The sequence below is a fragment of the Rhodoblastus acidophilus genome (assembly GCF_025961575.1).
Lineage (GTDB): Bacteria > Pseudomonadota > Alphaproteobacteria > Rhizobiales > Beijerinckiaceae > Rhodoblastus > Rhodoblastus acidophilus_C.
The window spans coordinates 1-15,895 of record NZ_JAOQNX010000044.1 but is presented as its reverse complement, the minus strand read 5'-3'; the positions used below and the strand labels follow the sequence as shown (position 1 = coordinate 15,895).

At 65.8% G+C, this 15,895-nt stretch carries 16 protein-coding genes; 11 read left to right on the top strand and 5 right to left on the bottom strand.

Features of this window, described 5'->3' with window-relative positions:
* The first annotated feature begins 31 nt into the window (after positions 1-31).
* Together M2320_RS21710 and M2320_RS21705 are read left to right on the top strand one after the other, a co-directional pair.
* Complete coding sequence (locus tag M2320_RS21710; protein WP_264599078.1) at positions 32-940, top strand: LysR family transcriptional regulator; 909 nt, start codon at positions 32-34, stop codon at positions 938-940.
* Positions 937-1,287 (top strand): cupin, encoded by a 351-nt coding sequence (locus tag M2320_RS21705; RefSeq protein WP_210304561.1) that lies wholly within the window; start codon positions 937-939, stop codon positions 1,285-1,287. The genes M2320_RS21710 and M2320_RS21705 overlap by 4 nt, the downstream gene beginning before the upstream one ends.
* A gap of 3 nt (positions 1,288-1,290) precedes the next feature.
* Here the strand turns inward: M2320_RS21705 and M2320_RS21700 are convergent, their stop codons facing one another.
* Entirely contained in the window at positions 1,291-2,169 is an 879-nt protein-coding gene (locus tag M2320_RS21700; protein ID WP_264599077.1) for a ChbG/HpnK family deacetylase, read from the bottom strand.
* A gap of 53 nt (positions 2,170-2,222) precedes the next feature.
* Here M2320_RS21700 and M2320_RS21695 point away from each other — a divergent pair, with 53 nt between their 5' ends.
* Both M2320_RS21695 and murJ read left to right on the top strand, forming a co-directional pair.
* Positions 2,223-3,215: a glycosyltransferase family 2 protein gene (locus M2320_RS21695; RefSeq protein WP_264599076.1), complete on the top strand. Its 993-nt coding sequence runs from the start codon at positions 2,223-2,225 to the stop codon at positions 3,213-3,215.
* Between the two features lie 48 nt (positions 3,216-3,263).
* Complete coding sequence (murJ, locus tag M2320_RS21690) at positions 3,264-4,820, top strand: murein biosynthesis integral membrane protein MurJ (RefSeq protein ID WP_264599075.1); 1,557 nt, start codon at positions 3,264-3,266, stop codon at positions 4,818-4,820.
* Here the strand turns inward: murJ and M2320_RS21685 are convergent.
* The 3 genes from M2320_RS21685 to M2320_RS21675 form a co-directional block, all read right to left on the bottom strand.
* Positions 4,774-5,433, bottom strand: a complete 660-nt coding sequence (locus tag M2320_RS21685) for a response regulator transcription factor (RefSeq protein ID WP_264599074.1) — start codon at positions 5,431-5,433, stop codon at positions 4,774-4,776. The two genes, murJ and M2320_RS21685, sit on opposite strands and share 47 nt — an antisense overlap.
* A complete protein-coding gene (locus tag M2320_RS21680) occupies positions 5,430-8,228 on the bottom strand; it encodes a PAS domain-containing sensor histidine kinase (protein WP_264599073.1) in 2,799 nt (932 codons plus the stop codon). Before M2320_RS21680 ends, M2320_RS21685 begins: the two co-directional genes overlap by 4 nt.
* A 111-nt stretch (positions 8,229-8,339) precedes the next feature.
* Positions 8,340-10,526, bottom strand: coding sequence for a transglycosylase domain-containing protein (locus M2320_RS21675; protein ID WP_264599072.1), 2,187 nt, complete (start codon positions 10,524-10,526; stop codon positions 8,340-8,342).
* A 172-nt stretch (positions 10,527-10,698) separates the two neighbouring features.
* Here M2320_RS21675 and M2320_RS21670 point away from each other — a divergent pair, with 172 nt between their 5' ends.
* Positions 10,699-11,181, top strand: coding sequence for a YcgN family cysteine cluster protein (locus tag M2320_RS21670; protein WP_264599071.1), 483 nt, complete (start codon positions 10,699-10,701; stop codon positions 11,179-11,181).
* A gap of 124 nt (positions 11,182-11,305) precedes the next feature.
* Entirely contained in the window at positions 11,306-11,659 is a 354-nt protein-coding gene (locus M2320_RS23290; protein WP_425540707.1) for a GCG_CRPN prefix-to-repeats domain-containing protein, read from the top strand.
* A gap of 55 nt (positions 11,660-11,714) precedes the next feature.
* Here the strand turns inward: M2320_RS23290 and miaA are convergent, their stop codons facing one another.
* Positions 11,715-12,635: a tRNA (adenosine(37)-N6)-dimethylallyltransferase MiaA gene (gene miaA / locus M2320_RS21660; RefSeq protein ID WP_264599070.1), complete on the bottom strand. Its 921-nt coding sequence runs from the start codon at positions 12,633-12,635 to the stop codon at positions 11,715-11,717.
* On the opposite strand from miaA, the gene serB reads away from it, so the two are divergent.
* The 5 genes from serB (at position 12,627) to M2320_RS21635 (ending at position 15,748) form a co-directional block, all read left to right on the top strand.
* Positions 12,627-13,559: a phosphoserine phosphatase SerB gene (gene serB / locus M2320_RS21655; protein WP_425540706.1), complete on the top strand. Its 933-nt coding sequence runs from the start codon at positions 12,627-12,629 to the stop codon at positions 13,557-13,559. The genes miaA and serB overlap by 9 nt on opposite strands.
* Positions 13,560-13,561: 2 nt before the next feature.
* On the top strand, positions 13,562-14,281 hold the full coding sequence (locus M2320_RS21650; RefSeq protein ID WP_264599069.1) for a LytTR family DNA-binding domain-containing protein: 720 nt from the start codon (positions 13,562-13,564) through the stop codon (positions 14,279-14,281).
* A gap of 120 nt (positions 14,282-14,401) precedes the next feature.
* Positions 14,402-14,698 carry a N(2)-fixation sustaining protein CowN gene (gene cowN, locus M2320_RS21645; protein WP_184429538.1) on the top strand — a complete coding sequence of 99 codons (297 nt, stop codon included), beginning with the start codon at positions 14,402-14,404 and terminating at the stop codon, positions 14,696-14,698.
* Between the two features lie 6 nt (positions 14,699-14,704).
* Positions 14,705-15,154: an acyl-CoA thioesterase gene (locus M2320_RS21640; RefSeq protein ID WP_264599068.1), complete on the top strand. Its 450-nt coding sequence runs from the start codon at positions 14,705-14,707 to the stop codon at positions 15,152-15,154.
* Positions 15,155-15,241: 87 nt separating this feature from the next.
* A complete protein-coding gene (locus M2320_RS21635) occupies positions 15,242-15,748 on the top strand; it encodes a cache domain-containing protein (RefSeq protein ID WP_210304560.1) in 507 nt (168 codons plus the stop codon).
* The last annotated feature ends 147 nt before the right edge of the window (positions 15,749-15,895 follow it).

Below are 15,895 nucleotides of genomic sequence, written 5' to 3'. Positions count from 1 at the left end.
GGGCGCGCGCATATCGCGAAAAGAAACTTTTATGGCGCTCGATTGGAACGATCTGCAATTTTGCCTGGCGGTGGCCCGCGACGGCACGGTGTCGGCTGCGGCGAAAAAACTCGGCGTTGACCACGCCACCATCATCCGCCGCATAGATCGGCTGGAGCGCGACCTCGGCGCCAAACTTTTCGCCCGGCGCAAGACCGGCTATGAGCTGACCGAAGCCGGCCGGCGCGCCGCCGGCATGGCGGAAACCATCGAATCGCAGATTCGCGGCGGCCAGGCGGAGATTTTGGGCGGCGCGGCGCGGCTCGCCGGCACGGTGCGCGTCGGCGCCCCCGACGGGTTCGGCTCGTTCTTCCTCGCGCCCCGGCTCGGCCCGCTGGCGGAAAAACATCCGGAATTGCAGATCGAACTGGTGGCGACGGCGCGGCTGTTCAGCCTGTCCAAGCGCGAGGCCGACATCGCCATCAGCCTCGCCCTGCCCCGCGAGGGCCGCATTTATGGGCGAAAATTATTGGATTACCGGCTGTTCCTCTATGCCTCGCCCGACTATCTCGCCAAAACCGGCCCGATCCGAACCCGGGAGGATATCAAAACCCGGCGGCTGATCGGCTATATTTCCGAATTGCTGTTCACCCCGGAGCTGGATTATCTGCCGCAAATCCTTCCGGGCCTGTCGGCGCAAATCCGCAGCGCCAATCTGATCGCGCAATTGCAGGCGGTGCTGGCGGGCCTGGGGATCGCCGTGCTGCCGCGCTTTCTCGCGCAAGGTTTCGACCTTGTCGCCATTCTTCCTGATGACATTTGCATCACCCGCAGCTTTTATCTGTTGATGCATGCGGATGGCCGCGATTTCCCGCAAATCCGCGCCGTCGCCGACCATATCAGCGCGGCGACCCAGGCCGAAAAATCCCTGTTCCTCGATCCCCCGAAACGCGCGCCATGATGGATGAAGCCCTCAACATTTTCGAAGACCTGCCGCATTCCTCGATGGAGGAGAATTTTGCCGTCCTGTTCGACCGGGGCGGCGTGATGATCGAGCGCATCGTCTCGACGGGACAGGCGAGCCCGCCCGGCTTCTGGTACGACCAGAACTGGACGGAATGGGTGATGCTGCTCGCGGGCGCGGCGCGGCTGCGTTTCGAGGACGATACCGAAGCGGTGCTGTTCCGGCCGGGCGACCATGTGCTGATCACGCCGCGCCGCCGCCATCGCATCGAATGGACCCAGGCCGAGCCGCCGACGCTCTGGCTGGCGGTGCATATCAGGGAAGACGGCAAGGGCGCCGGCTGAACGTCAGGGATGAGCGGAAAGCCTGGCCAGCCGCGCGCCAAGCCCCGCCGTGACCTCGGCAAAGCGCGGCGACAGCAGAAAGGCGAGCTCCGCCTCGCGCGAGGCGGTGACGGGATCGAGCCGGGCGAGTTCGTCATCGACATGGCCGGGATGGCACATCAAGAGCTGTCTGGGACCCGGCGCCGTCAAATAAGTCGCGAAATCCGCCGCATAATCCGCGCCGGCGTCGAAATCGGAAAAGCCGGAGAACCCGTCGTTCAGGGCGAAGCCCGCCGCCCGCGCTTTCTTGCGAAATCCCCGCGCCAGCCCGGCCACGGTCAGCGCCTTGCCCCAATGTTTTCCCCGGGCAAAAATCCGCTTGGGACGGTCGGCCGAATCGCGCAGCCAGCCCGTAAAACCTCGGTCCAAAAGTTCGGCGAGCAGGACATCGGAAATTCCCGGCAGAACCTGGACATGCTGGTGGCCGTCGACAAAATCGGGCGGCGCGCCATGGGCGCGTTCAAAAGCGTCGAGCTGGCGGCGCAATTCGTCGCGGATTTCGTCGAGCGGCAGCGCGCGCCGCCAGGCCGCGGGCACAATCGCATTCATGGCGGGAAAGCGCGAAGGCGCGAAGCGGGGCATGTCGCCCAAGGGTTCGCCGAGCGTCAGGTTGAAATGCAGACCGAGATCGGCATCGGGGCTGAGCGCGCGGAACGCCCGCGCCGCCTCGAACCAACCCTTTTGCGTGGTCATGGCGCAGGTCGCGCTGAGCCGCCCGGCGGCCAGGGCTTCCAGAATGCCGGCGGTGACCGCCGGCGAGAGCGCGAAATCGTCGGCGCAGAGGGCGAAAGCGAAGGTCATGGGTCCCGCAGCCTGTCGAAAATCCGCCCCTTTCTTGCGCATTTTCGTCCGCCAAACTAGACCTGACGCACGACCAGCCGCTGGAACGGGAAAAGATGTCGAACGTAGCAGAGGAAACGCCGGAGCTTTCGGTGATCATCCCGGTGTTCAACGAGGGCGACAATCTGCGCGCGCTGGTCGCGCGACTCGTCCCGGCGCTGGCCTGCGTGAACAGTTTTGAGATCATCTTTGTCGATGACGGCTCCAGCGACAACACGCTGGATGTGGCGCGCGAGCTGAACGCGGCCGACCCGCGCGTCACGGCGCTGTCGTTCTCCCGCAATTTCGGCAAGGAAATCGCCATCGCCGCCGGCGTCGATGCAGCGCGCGGCCGCGGCGCGGTGATCATGGACGCCGACCTCCAGCACCCGCCCGAGGCCATCGCCCTGTTCGTCGAAAAATGGCGCGAAGGTTTTCAGAACATTTTTGGCGTGCGCAACAGCCGCGACACGGATTCGCCGGCGCGCAAATGGCTCACCAGCCACTTTTACCGGCTGTTCCGCACATTCGGCGAGATCGGCCTGCCCGAGGGCGCCGGCGATTTTCGCCTGCTCGACCGGGTGGCGCTCGACGCGCTCAAGACGCTCCGGGAACAGGCGCGGTTCTCAAAAGGCCTTTACGCCTGGATCGGGTTCAAGAGCATCGGCGTTCCCTTCGACGTGGCGGAGCGCCATGCCGGGGAATCCAAATTTTCCTATCGCAAACTCACCCGTTTCGCCCTCGACGGCCTGGTCTCCTTCACCACCGTGCCGCTGAAGGTGTGGACCTATATCGGCATGGCGGTCGCCGCCTTTGCGCTGGCCAATGCGCTTTACTACGTGCTCGAAACCCTGATCTGGGGCGTGTCCGCCCCCGGCTTCGCCACCCTGGTGGTGTCGATCACCTTTTTCGCCGGCGTGCAGCTGATTTCGCTCGGCGTGCTCGGCGAATATATCGGCCGGGTGTTCGCCGAGGTGAAGGGACGCCCGCTTTATCTGGTGCAGGAGCGGATCGGCGCGGGCGGCTTGGACGCCGGCCGCGCCGCCAAAGCGGAAAAGGCGAAGTTTTAATCGCAATTGATTTATCTCAGCCAAGAGCCCCCAACCCGTCCGGCCCCGATGTACAAAAGCTTCCTCTCGGTCAGCGGCTTCACGCTGCTCTCCCGCCTGACCGGCTTTTTCCGCGACATCATGCTCAGCGGCGTGCTCGGCGCCGGCATGATGATGGATTCCTTCGCCGTCGCCCTGCGCCTGCCCAATCATTTCCGCGCCATTTTTGGCGAGGGCGCCTTCAACGCGGCCTACGTTCCCACCTATCTGCGGGTGCTGGAACAGGATGGCGAAGCGCGCGCGAAAAATTTCGCCAATCAGATTTTCAGCCTGCTGCTGCTGTCGCAGGTGGTCCTGCTGGCGCTGGGCTGGCTGTTCATGCCCGCCTTCGTCGAGCTGCTGGCGCCCGGTTTTTCCGCGGATCCGCAGAAATACGAGCTGGCGGTGTCGCTGACGCGCATCACCTTTCCCTATCTGTTCTGCGTGACGCTGGTCACCATGCATTCGGCGACGCTGAACGCCCATGGCGTGTTCGCCGTCCCCGCCTTCGCGCCGGTGCTGCTCAATGTCGTCACCATGGCGTTTCTGACGGTGAGCTTCCTGTTCCCCAACGCGGCCTATGCGGCGGCGACGGGCGTGGTCGCCTCCGGAATCGCCCAGCTCGTCCTGCTGATGGTCGAGGCGCGCCGGCATGGGCTGATGGAAAAGATCGCCAAACCCGGCCTGGGCGAGGACGTGCGCGCCTTTTTCCGCATGTTCGGCCCCGCCGTGATCGGCTCCTCCGGCGTGCAGATCGCCATGTTCGCCGACACGATCATCGGCTCGCTGCTGGCGACTGGCGGGCTTTCGTCGCTCTATTACGCGGAGCGGCTGTATCAGCTGCCGATCGGCCTGGTGGGCGTCGCCGCCGGCACGGTGCTGCTGCCGGAAATGAGCCGCTGCTTCGCCCGCGAAAACTGGGAGGGCGCCTTCACCGCGCAGAACCGGACGCTGGCCATGACCGTGGCGCTGACCGCGCCTTTCGTCGTCGCCTTCATGGTGATCCCCGATTTTCTCGTGCGCGCCCTATTCGAGCACGGGCGTTTCCAGATCGAGGATTCGCTGGCGACCGCCGCCGTGCTGCGCGCCTATGGCGCGGGGCTGCTGGCGATGGTGGCGATCAACGCCATGCGCTCGGGATTTCAGGCGATGGGCGACACCAAAACCCCGATGTATGTCGCCCTGGGCGCGCTGGCGGTCAATCTGCTGCTGAAGATCGCGCTCTACCAGCCGCTGGGCGCCGTGGGCATCGCCATCGCGACCTCCGTCAACGCCTGGGTCAATGTCGGGCTGCTCGCCTATCTGGCGCTGCGCCGCTACCTGTTCCAGCCGGACAAAACTTTTGGCTCGATCGTGCTGGCCTGCGCCACCGCCAGCGTAATCCTCGCCAATGTCGCGCTGTGGCTGCAGGGGCCGTTCCTGGCGCTGGCGCGCGCCGTGGGCGGCGTTCCCGGCCTGCTCGCGGGCATGGCGGGCCTCGGCCTTTTGGGCGCCTTGGTCTATGGCGCGGCGCTGGTGGCCGGCGCCCGGGCGCTGGGCGTCACGGCCGCGGAGATGGGCCTGTCTCGTCTGATCCGGCGGAAATGAAGCGGTCGAGCCCGGCGCGCATGGTGCTGCGCACCAGGTCGGACAGGCAATCGGCGCCGAGCTTGGCCATGACGCTGGCGCGCAGCGCCTCCACGGTGCGCAGGCTCACCCCCATTTCGAAGGCGGCGGTCTTGTTGAGCTTGCCTTCGAGCAGGCCGGCGAGCACCCGGCGCTCGGGCGGCGTCAGCGCCTTGAAGCGCTGCTCGATTTCACGCCGGTCGCTGGCGCGCGCCTCGGCGTCCGCCGCCGCGTCCAGCGCGCCGCGCACCGCCGCGACGAACGCCGTCTCGGAATAGGGTTTTTCCAGGAAATCGCTGGCGCCGAGCTTCATCGCCTCCACCGCCAGCCGCACATCGCCATAGGCGGTGATGACCACGACCGGCAGGGGCGACGGCGATTGCCTGATCTGCGCCAGCAGCTCCATGCCGGACATGCCGGCCATGCGCAGGTCCGTCACCACGCAGCCCGGTCCCTCTCCCAGCGGCGCGGCGAGGAATTCGAGCGCGCTGGAGAAGGCCCGCGCGTTCAGGCCCTCGGTCTCCAGCAGCAGGGTCAGGGACTCGCGGATCGCGGCGTCGTCATCGACGATGTAAACGGACGCCGCCCCGTTCATCGAGTCTCCCGGGGATCGTCGCCCGCAATCATCAAGGGAAGGCTGAAAGTGAACACCGTTTTCTCCGCATCGTCCTGCAGCCAGATGGTCCCGTAATGGGCCTCCACAATCGCCTTGGACATGGCGAGACCGACGCCCATGCCCGATCCCTTGGTGGTCCAGAATAAATCAAAAAGATGGCGGCGGGCATCTTCCGACACTCCCGCGCCATAATCAATGATTGAAATCTCGATCCTGTCCCATTGGTTCCGGGTGGCGACGACGATGGCGCGCCGCCCTCCGGGCAAGGCGGCCTGTGCGGCGTTGCGCAGCAGATTGGTCAAGACGGCCGCGATCTGCAGGCGGTCGATGAGGACGCGGTCGCGGGCGGCCTCCAGACGCAACTCGAATGCGAAGCCGGAGAAACTCAAGTCCCCTTCGAGCTGGGCCAGGGTTTCGTGGATGGTCTCGTGGACGCTGCGAAACACCTTGTCCGCCTCGCCATGCTGCGTGAATTCGCGCACCCGGGTGATGATCTGGCCGGCGCGCAACAGCTGATGCGCCGCCTTTTTCAGCGCCTCGGCCCCGGCGGCGCGGCTGTCGTCATCCGGGAGGTTCGGGGTCAACCGCCGGCGGGCGACCGCCAGCAGGGTCGCGGCGGCGGCGAGCGGCTGATTGACCTCATGGGCGAGGCGCGCCGCCAGCTTTTCCAGCGCCGCCAGACGTTCGTCCTTGAGCGCGCGGACCCGCGCCTCGCTGTCCGCCAGCGCGCGGGCGGCGGTTTCGCGCTCGGTCACGTCCTGATAATAGCCGTGCCAGACCGTGGCGCCATCCTCGCGGCGGGTCGGCTGACTGTCGCCCTCGATCCAGATTTCGCCCCTTTCCGGGTGATCGTAGCGAAACACCACATTCCAGAGCGCGAGGTCGCGCGCGGAGATTTTGGCGGCGGCGCGCACGCGCGGGAGATCGTCGGGATGAACACGCGCCAGGAAACTGTCGATATCGCGCGCGAAGACGGCGGGCGCAAACCCCAGGAGCCGCTCGATATTGGAGGAGACATAGGCGACGAAGCCGCGCTGGCTGCGCCCCACGGCGCCGCCGACGTAGGAATAGATGGCGCCCGGCAGCGCCTCGGCGAGCGCGCTCAATTGCTCCGCCAGCCGCGCCCTTTCCTGAAGGACGGCGGCGGCGGCTCTCTCGTCGGTGATGTCGCGGGTGACGCCGAACACGCGCGCCGGCGCATCGCCCTCGAAATAGACCTGGCCACGGGTGTCGACCCAGCGGAGGGCGCCGTCATTGGCGCGGCGAATGCGAAATTGCGCGGCGTAGCGCCCGTCTCCGCGCAACGCGGCCAGCCGCGCCTCCTGGAGCACAGCGCGGTCCTCTTCGACGACCATATCTCCGTCCATAATGTCAACCGGCAAGGGCTCCTCGCTGGTCCAGCCGGAAATTTCCCGGTGTTTCTCGCTGAGGTGAATATCGCCCCTGATCAGATCGACTTCGAAGGTCCCGATGGCGCCCGCTTCAAGCGCCAATTCGAGGCGGCGCCGCTCCCGCGCGAGCTCCTCGGCGCGGACGCGATCCAGTTGCGCCAGCCGCGCCTTTTCCTCCAACATCGCCGCCGCCGCCCGTTCGTCGGTGATGTCGCGCATCAAGCCGACGACGCGGACCGCGGCGCCATCTTCGAAAAAGACCTGGCTGCGCGTGTAAACCCAGCGCACGGCGTCGTCGTCTCGCCGGCGGATGCGAAAACGCTGTTCACATTGACCGGCGCCGCGCGGATCGAGCGCCTGCGCGATCGTCGCATAATATGCCGTCCGGTCCTCGGCCACGACAAGGCCGTCGAGGCTGTCCAGCATGACGGGGCCGGCGCCCAGGCCGTAGATCTTCCGCAGCTTGTCGTTGACCTTGACCACGCCGGAGCGCAGGTCGAGCTCGCCGACGCCGATCGCGCCGGCCTCGAGCGCCAGCGCCAGGCCCTTTTGCGCCTGGACCAGTTCGTCCGCCTTGGAGCGGTTCTGTTCCGAAAGCCGCGCACGCTCTTCCAGCGAGGCGGCCGCCTCCCTCTCATCCGTCACGTCGCGGGTGGCGCCGAACACGCGCACCGGAACGCCGTTTTCAAAAACCGCTTCGCCCCGCGTCTCGACGTGCCGCAACGCGCCGTCATTGGCGCGCCTGATGCGAATTTTCGCGTGAAAGCGCTCCTTCCCGCTCAGGGTCCGCGCCCGCGCCTCCTGCAGCCCCGGAAGGTCCTCCGGAACGACCAGCGTGTCGATCAGGCCGGTGGTGACGAGCTGGTCGTTGCTCCAACCGAAGATTTCACGATGTTTTTCGTTGAGGCGCATGTGGTGGGTGGAGAGATCGACCTCGAACGTGCCGATCGCGCCGGATTCGAGCGCCAGCTCCAGCCGCTGCTGCGCCAGACGGGCTTCCTCGGCCCTGACGCGTTCGTTCTCGGCGGCGCGGAGCCAGAGGTTGTGCGCGACATCGGCAACCAGGACCACGGCCAGCCATTTGGCGACATAGACGACGAGACGAAACGGCTCGGGGTCGGGATCGTCGAACAGCATGACCAGCGCGGTCGCGACGAACAGGGCGGCCAAGCCGCCGGCGCGGCGCCCGAGCAGAGCGGCGATGGCGATGAACGGGCCGAGGCCCGCGCTGGGCAGCGGCTCCATGCGCACAGGCGGCCAGGCGAAATGCAGCGCCGCCGCCAGCAGGGCGAGGGTGACGCCGAAGGCGGCCCGCCGCCAGCTGGGCGCCCGCAGCAGGCGGATCATCGACTGGAGGAAGGCGCCGGACGGCCGCGAAAACATGCGCGCGCCTAAGCAGAGCTTCGTTGGTCACCCAACGAAGCTCCGCTTAGCCTCCTCTGTTTTTGCAGGATTTTTAAACAAAAACCGGGGACCACTGTTCGGAAACCCTGCTTAGCGCAGTTCGATCACGCCGCCGCCCCGCGGGCGGTTCTCGCCGAGGTCGAGCATGGCGCGGCGTCCCGACGAGCTTTTCATCAGGACCTCGATCGCGCCGATCGTCTCGGTCGCCTTGCGCGTCAGCCGCTCGGGCCGCCGGGCGCCGGCGCTGGCGTCGCCGACCGGCGCCTGCGGCCCCTGCGCCGCGATCAGGGTCATGCCAGGCAACGGCTTCAGATCGACGCCGCTGTGGGCGTATTGCATCACATCATGCCAGGTCATGGCCGGCAGCGTGCCGCCGGTCATTTTGGCCATGGATTCGTCGTCGTCATTGCCATACCAGACCGCGCCGACGAAATTGCCGGTGAACCCGCAGAACCAGGCGTCCTTGTATTCATTGGTGGTGCCGGTCTTGCCGGCCACTTTGACGCCTTCGAGTTTGGCGCGCCCGCCGGTGCCCTGCTCCACCACCTGGGTCATCATGAAGTCGAGCATTTCGATATAGCGCTGTTCGATCGCCTGCTGCGGCTGCTCGCCATCGCGATCGTGGCGATAAATGACATCGCCGCGGCTGTTGGCGATTTCGAGCGCGGCATAGGGTTTTATACGCTTGCCGCCATTGGCGAAGGCGGCATAGGCGGTGGCCTGGTCCATGACGCTGACATCGTCGGCGCCGAGCGGCAGCGATTGCGTGTCGGGCAGCGGCGCGCTGACGCCAAGCCGCCGGGCCGTGTCGATGATTTTTTTCCGCCCCTTTTTCGCATCGCCGTCGCCGACCGCCACCGACAGGCGCACAGCCACGGTGTTGAGCGAATGGGCGAGCGCGTTCCACATCGGCATGGAGCCGGAATAGGAGCCGCCATAATTCTTGGGGCACCAGTTGCCGAGACAAATCGGGGCGTCGACCACCGTGGTCTGCGGCGTGAATTTGCCGCTCATCAGCGCGGTGAGATAGACGTAAGGCTTGAACGACGAGCCGGGCTGGCGCCGCGCGTCGACGGCGCGGTTGAACTGGCTCGCGCCATAGTCCCGGCCGCCAACCAGACCGCGCACCGCCCCGTCCGGCTCGAGAATCACCGCCGCCGCCTGATGGGCGTTATAGGTGGGCCCGCTCTCGCGCAGATTTTTCTCGATCGTGTCCTGCGCCAGTTTTTGCACGCCGCTGTCGAGCGCGAGCTTGACGTTCAGCACGCGGTCGGAGCCGAGTTTTCCCGAATCCGCCAAGCTCTTGATCTCGCCAAAGGCCCAGTCGAGATACCAGTCCGGCGTCGCATTGGCGCCGCGCTGCTCGACGGCGGAAGCAGGGTTGCGCCGCGCCTCCGCCACCTGATTCTCGGTCATGAAGCCGGCGGCCACCAGATTGCTGAGCACGTCATTGGCGCGGCCGCGCGCGGCGGGCAGATTGGCGTGGGGCGCATATTTGGTCGGCGCCTTGAACAGGCCGGCGAGCATGGCGGCCTCGGCCAGCGTCACATCCTTGATGGAATGGCCGAAATAGAACCGCGCCGCCGCCTGGATGCCGAACACGCCGCCGCCCATATAGGCGCGGTCGAGATAGAGCTCGAGAATCTCGCGCTTGGTCAGCCGGCTCTCCAGCCAGAAGGCGAGGAAGGCCTCGTTGATTTTGCGGGTGACGGTGCGCTCATTTGAAAGAAAGAGGTTTTTCGCCAATTGCTGGGTCAGGGTCGAGCCGCCCTGGACCGAACCGGAGCCGCGGGCGTTGACGGTGAGGGCGCGCGCCAGGCCGATCGGGTCAATGCCGAGATGGTCGAAAAAGCGGCGGTCCTCGGTCGCCAGCAGCGCCTGGATCACATGGTCGGGATATTGCTCGATCGGCACGGAATCTTCGTGCAGCGCGCCGCGCCGGCCCACCTCCACGTCGTCGCGGTCGCGAAACACCACGGCGAGATTGGTCTTCTTCAGCCAATCGTCGTTCGCGGTCATCTTGAAGGCTGGCTGGGCCAGAAACACCAGCACCATGCCGCCGAACACGCTCAGCGTCAGGCCCTCGCAGGCGACTTCGACCGCAAGGCGCGACACCCCGCGCACGGAAAAATTCTCCATGAAGCCGGAGAAATCCCGCCAAAGCTCGCCCGCCCTGACCTGCGCCGAGAACAGCACCGAATCGAGCCACGAATCCGCGGCCAGCGCCAGATGGCGCAGCCGACGCAACAGAGCGGATTTGCCTTGATCGGACTGCACCTCAAAACCCTTTCAGCGCGAATGTGCGGACCTGTCTTAACACTTTTTTTACGCGCTTGACGAGCGCGGAGCTTGACGCGTCCACCGTCGCGGCGCATCTCCGCCTCATCTCGGCTTCCGGCGCAAACCCGGCGCCACAACAAACGTTTCATTCTGGAACAACGGGGCATTTTTGGCGCGCAAGGGCGAGAAATTTTGGGCAGGCCGGTCGCTCGCGGATTTTTCCAAATCCGAATGGGAGAGCCTGTGCGACGGCTGCGGGCGCTGCTGCCTGGTCAAGCTTCAGGACGAGGATACCGGGGAGATCTACTTCACCGATGTCGGCTGCCGGCTGCTCGACGCGGCCAAGGCGCGCTGCGCGGATTACGGCCACCGCTCGCGCCGGGTGAAGGATTGCATCCGCCTCGATGCCGAAAGCGCGGGCAGCCTGACCTGGCTGCCGCCGACCTGCGCCTATCGCCTGATCGGCCAGGGCCAGGACCTGCCGCACTGGCACCCGCTGGTGAGCGGCCGAAGCGAGAGCGTGGTCGAGGCCGGCGTGTCCGTGATCGGCCGCGTCTACGCGCTCGAGGACGATCTCTCCATCGACGAGCAGGTCGAGCGTGTGGTCAGCTGGCCGGGAAAGGTCCCCAAGGCGGCGAAAGCGAAGAAATAGCGGCGGAAGTGGCGTCGAATCCGCGAATGGATTAGTCTTGGTCCGGTTCACGTCGGCGGCGGGCCATCCGACGCCGCTGATCCACAACGCCAAGGAGGATTTAGCCTTGAGGAAAATTCTTGCCATGCTGGGCCTGGTCGGCGCGATGTCGCTGGCGGCCTCTGGCGCCGAAGCCTTTTCGCCGTCTTCGGTTCCGGAGGTCCAGTCGCACGTGACGCTGACGGCGGGAGGCTGCGGCATCGGCTTCCACCGCGGCCCCTACGGCGGCTGCATTCCCAACGGCGTCGGCTATGGCGGGGTCTATCGCGGCCCGGTCTATGGCGGCGGCGCCGTCTATCGCGGCGGAGCGGTTTACCGGGGCGGCTATTATCGCGGCGGCGCCGTCTATCGCGGCGGGGCCTATCGCGGCGGCGCGGTTTATCGCGGGGGCGCGTACCGCGGCGGCGGCGCCTATCGCGGCGGCGGTCGCCGTTGGTGACGGGAGTTTAGCGCCATCGCGCAAGGCAGGGCGGACCCTCGGTCCGCCCGATTTTTTAGGGCGCGGCGATCCATTCGAAGCCCGGCAATTGCGTGCGGGCGAAAGTGAACTGCCGCTTGGCGTAATGACGGCTGTCGCGTTTGCCGCGCTCGACCGCTTCGTCGAGCGAACACAGGCCGTCGAGATGATCCAGGAGCCCGGGAACGCCGACGGCGCGCAGGGCCGGCAGCGAACGGTCGAGTTTTTTCGCCCGTAACCGCGCAACTTCTTCCAGAGCGCCGCTCTCCATCATCCGGTCGAAGCGCGCCTCGATCCTCGCATTCAGCACCGGGCGCTCGGGCGCGAGAAACAGGCATTTGCAGTGTGACGCCTCCAGCAGCGGGGCCTGCCGCGCGCCCTGCAAACGCGCCAGCGGCGTCTGAAACGCTTCGAAAATTTCCAGCGCGCGAATCAGCCGCTGCGGGTCGGTCGGCCGCAACCTTGCCGCGGTTTCCGGATCGACCTTCGCCAGCCGATCATAAATCTCGGCCGGCGCGACGGCTTCGCATTCCGCCCGCACCCGGGCGCGCACCTCCTCGGGCACGGCGGGAATGTCGGACAGGCCCTGCAAGAGCGCCTTGAAATACATGCCGGTGCCGCCGACGAACAGCGGCCTCCGTCCAAGCCTGCGACATTCAGCCACAGCTCCTTGAGCATCAACAAGCCATTGACCCACGGAATAATTGCGTTCCGCTGCGATATGTCCGAAAAGCAAATGAGGCGCGGCGGCTTTTTCCGCCGCCGTCGGCTGCGCGGAAAGCACGGGCAGATCGGCGTAAACCTGCATGGAATCCGCATTGATCACCACGGCGCCCATTTTTTCGGCGATCCCAGCGGAAAGCGCGGTCTTGCCGCTTGCGGTCGGACCTGCGATGAGCACGGCCTGTACGGCGTCGAATTCCGAAAAATTGAAAGTGTTCAACAGCAAATGACCCATGTCGCGACCCTGGTCGGCGCCGCCGACGCCCAGACGATCAGCCCCGATCTGCTCATGGCCGCCGCCCGCCGGCTGCCGGGCGCGCGCGACCCGCAGTTTCTCGCGCCGGGCCGCGCGGCGGACATTCCTTTCGCACCGGGCGCCGCCCATGGCAATCACGCCGACGGCTCTTTCGCCGACGCCGCCTATTGCCGCGCCGCCGCCGACGTGCTGCGTCTCGCCTTGGGCGGCGCGCCGGTCGACATTTTCGTGCAGCCGCTCGCGGGGCGCCGGAAAAAGCTGTTTTTGGCCGATATGGATTCGACCATGATCGGCCAGGAATGTATCGACGAGCTCGCCGATTTCGTCGGCCTCAAGGATGAGGTCGCCGACATCACCGAACGCGCCATGCGCGGCGAGATCGCCTTCGAGCCGGCGCTGCGCAAACGCGTCGCCCTGCTGAAAGGCCTCGACGCCTCCGTGGTGGACGAGGCCATCGCCAACCGGATCACGCTGACGCCAGGCGCGCGCGAATTGGTGATGACCATGCGCGCGAACGGCGCCTATGCCGCGCTGGTGTCGGGCGGCTTCACCGTGTTCACGGAGGTGATCGCGGAAAAGCTCGGCTTTCAGGAAAACCGCGCCAATGTCCTCAAAATCGCCGATGGAAAATTCTTGGGCGAAGTGGAGGAGCCGGTGCTCGGCAAGGCGGCCAAGCTCGCGGCGCTGAAGGAATTGACGCAAAAGCACGAACTGCCGCCGCACAAGACCCTTGCCGTGGGAGACGGGGCCAACGACCTCGACATGCTCCAAGCCGCGGGCCTGGGCGTCGCCTTCCACGCCAAGCCGGCGGTGGCGAGCGCGGCGCATGCGCGCATCGACCACAGCGACCTCACCGCGCTGCTGTTCGCGCAAGGCTACCGGCTCCAGGATTTCGTGAGCTGAAGGTGGGCGAGGCGCAGACTTTCGAGTATCGCCTCCAGCGCCTGCCTCTCGGCGTCGTCATGCTCGACCGCGACCGCCGCATCCGCGCGGCGAGCGGCGCCGTCCAGAGCTTTTTGGGCGATGGCGACGGCCCGTTTTTCGGCGTCGACATTCTGGAGCTGCACCCGCCCCAGGCCCGCGCCAAAGTGGGCTGGCTGATCGCCAGCGCCGGCGAAAGCCCGCTCGGCGCCTCGCTGATCGTCGCCACCCGCATGGGCAATCTGCTGGCCCGCGCCATCGCGCTGGCGACCGGCGGCGGCCCCGAAGACCCCGCCACCGTCTTAATGTTCTTCATGCTCGGCGATCTCGCCGCGCCCCCGGAGCCCGAGGCCGAGCCCGGCCCCTTCCTGGTCAAACTGCCGATCCAGAAGGGCATGGGCGACGTCACCGCGCTGATCGACATCGACGAGGTCGCCGCCTTGTCGGCGCAGGGCCATTATGCCGAGGCGCTGACGCTGAATTTTTCCGCCTTCTGCCCGCGTTCGCTGGCGAGCCTGGAGGCGCGGCTCGATCCCGCTTTGTTTGTCCGCGTCCATCGCCGCCACATCGTCAATCTCAGCCATGTCCGCGCCGCCGAGCGCCTGGATGGCGCGTGGTTCCTGCGCATGGCCGACAAGGCGGCGACCAAAATCCCGGTGGGACGCCGGCAGGTGGAGCGCCTGCGAAAACTGCTGGCTTTTTAGGCTTGCCGTTTATTCAAGCACGCGACCGCTCGTGCAAGCGCATCGCCGGTCGCGTGTTGGCCGTTGCGCCCGCGGAAAAGCTCAGGTCTTACTGGCGAAAATCCAGTTTCGGAGACGATCATGAACGCCGCCGCCCAGCCCGACCGCTACGTGAGCTTTTTGGACATCGATTTCGAAGGCAATATGCAGCGCGTGCTCACGCATCTGCGCCGCTACATCGACAATCCCGAGACCGGCAACGCCTTCTGGGACCGGTTCAAGGCGCGCCTCGCCGCCATCGAGGCCGGTGAGAACTCCATCACCGACAAGCTGCTGCTGCTGCACTCGCATGTCTATTACATGGTCGAACTGTTCGAGGACCATGACGACGACCAGGCGCTCAAGGATCTGAAGACGCTCGAAGAAGAGTGTTTTTGAGCGCTCATGGCGAGAATTTACCAGAAGGACATTCTTGTGGGCGCCGAGGCCATCGACGCCCACCGCCACGTCAACAACCAGGAATATCTGCGCTGGATGGAGGAGGTCGCCATCAAGCATTCCTGCGCTCAGGGCTGGCCGATGCAGCGCTATCTCGACCTCGGCGCCTCCTGGTTCGTGCGCTCGCACACGATCGAATATCTGCGCCCGGCGATGCTGCATGACGAAATCGCCATCTACACCTGGATCGCTGGACTGAGCGAGCGGACCTCGCCGCGCCGCACTTTGTTCGTGCGACGGGGCGAGCGCCCGCACGTCCTCGCCCGCGCCGAAACCCTGTGGACCTTCGTCAATATCGCGACCGGGCGCTCCATCCCGATCCACGAGGACGTCCGCTCCGCCTTCGAGGTCGTCGAATCCGAGGACGAGGTTTTCGCCGCCGCCGGCCTGCGCTGACGTTTCTCAAAGCTAAATAAGGATCGCGGCCCTGCCGGCCCGCTCCGTCTCGCGTTAAAGTCCCAGAGCGCGGCTGGAAAAGCCGCCTTGCAACGAGACGACGCGATCACGGAGGACATCTTGCGCAAAAACATCCTTGCGGCGGCGTCTGGCGCGCTCCTGGCGCTTTCGCCCATGGCTTTCGCTCATCCCGCCGACAAATATATCGCCAAGGCCATGCTCATGACGGCCGCCGCCGACGTGACCTCCGACAGCAAGCACGCTTTTGAAGAGTTCAATGCGGGCCGAGGCAAATTTTTGACCGGCATGACCGGCAATATCTATGTGTTCTGCTTCAATGTCGGCGACGGGAAATTCGTCGCCCAGGGCAATGTCAACGCCAAGGACCTGCTCGGCACGGACGTGCGGGCGCTCAAGGACGAGACCGGCAAGGCCTATGGCGAGGAGATCTACGCCGCCGGGCAGAAGGAAGGCGTGATCACCGAAGTCACCTATCTCTTCGGCAAGCCGACCGACCCGAAACCGGCCCACAAAACCTCATTCGTGACCCGGGTGAACGCCGATTACGCCTGCGGCGTGGGCTATTACGACTAGCAGACTGCTGAAAAACTCGTGGCCCGCCCCCGCCCTTCGAGACGCCCGCCAAGGCGGGCTCCTCAGAGGCTGTGACTTAATCTCTGTCCCTTCGCTTGTCTGATGAGTTGGGTGTGGGGACAACCAGCGTGCTTGCGGGGTCCCTCT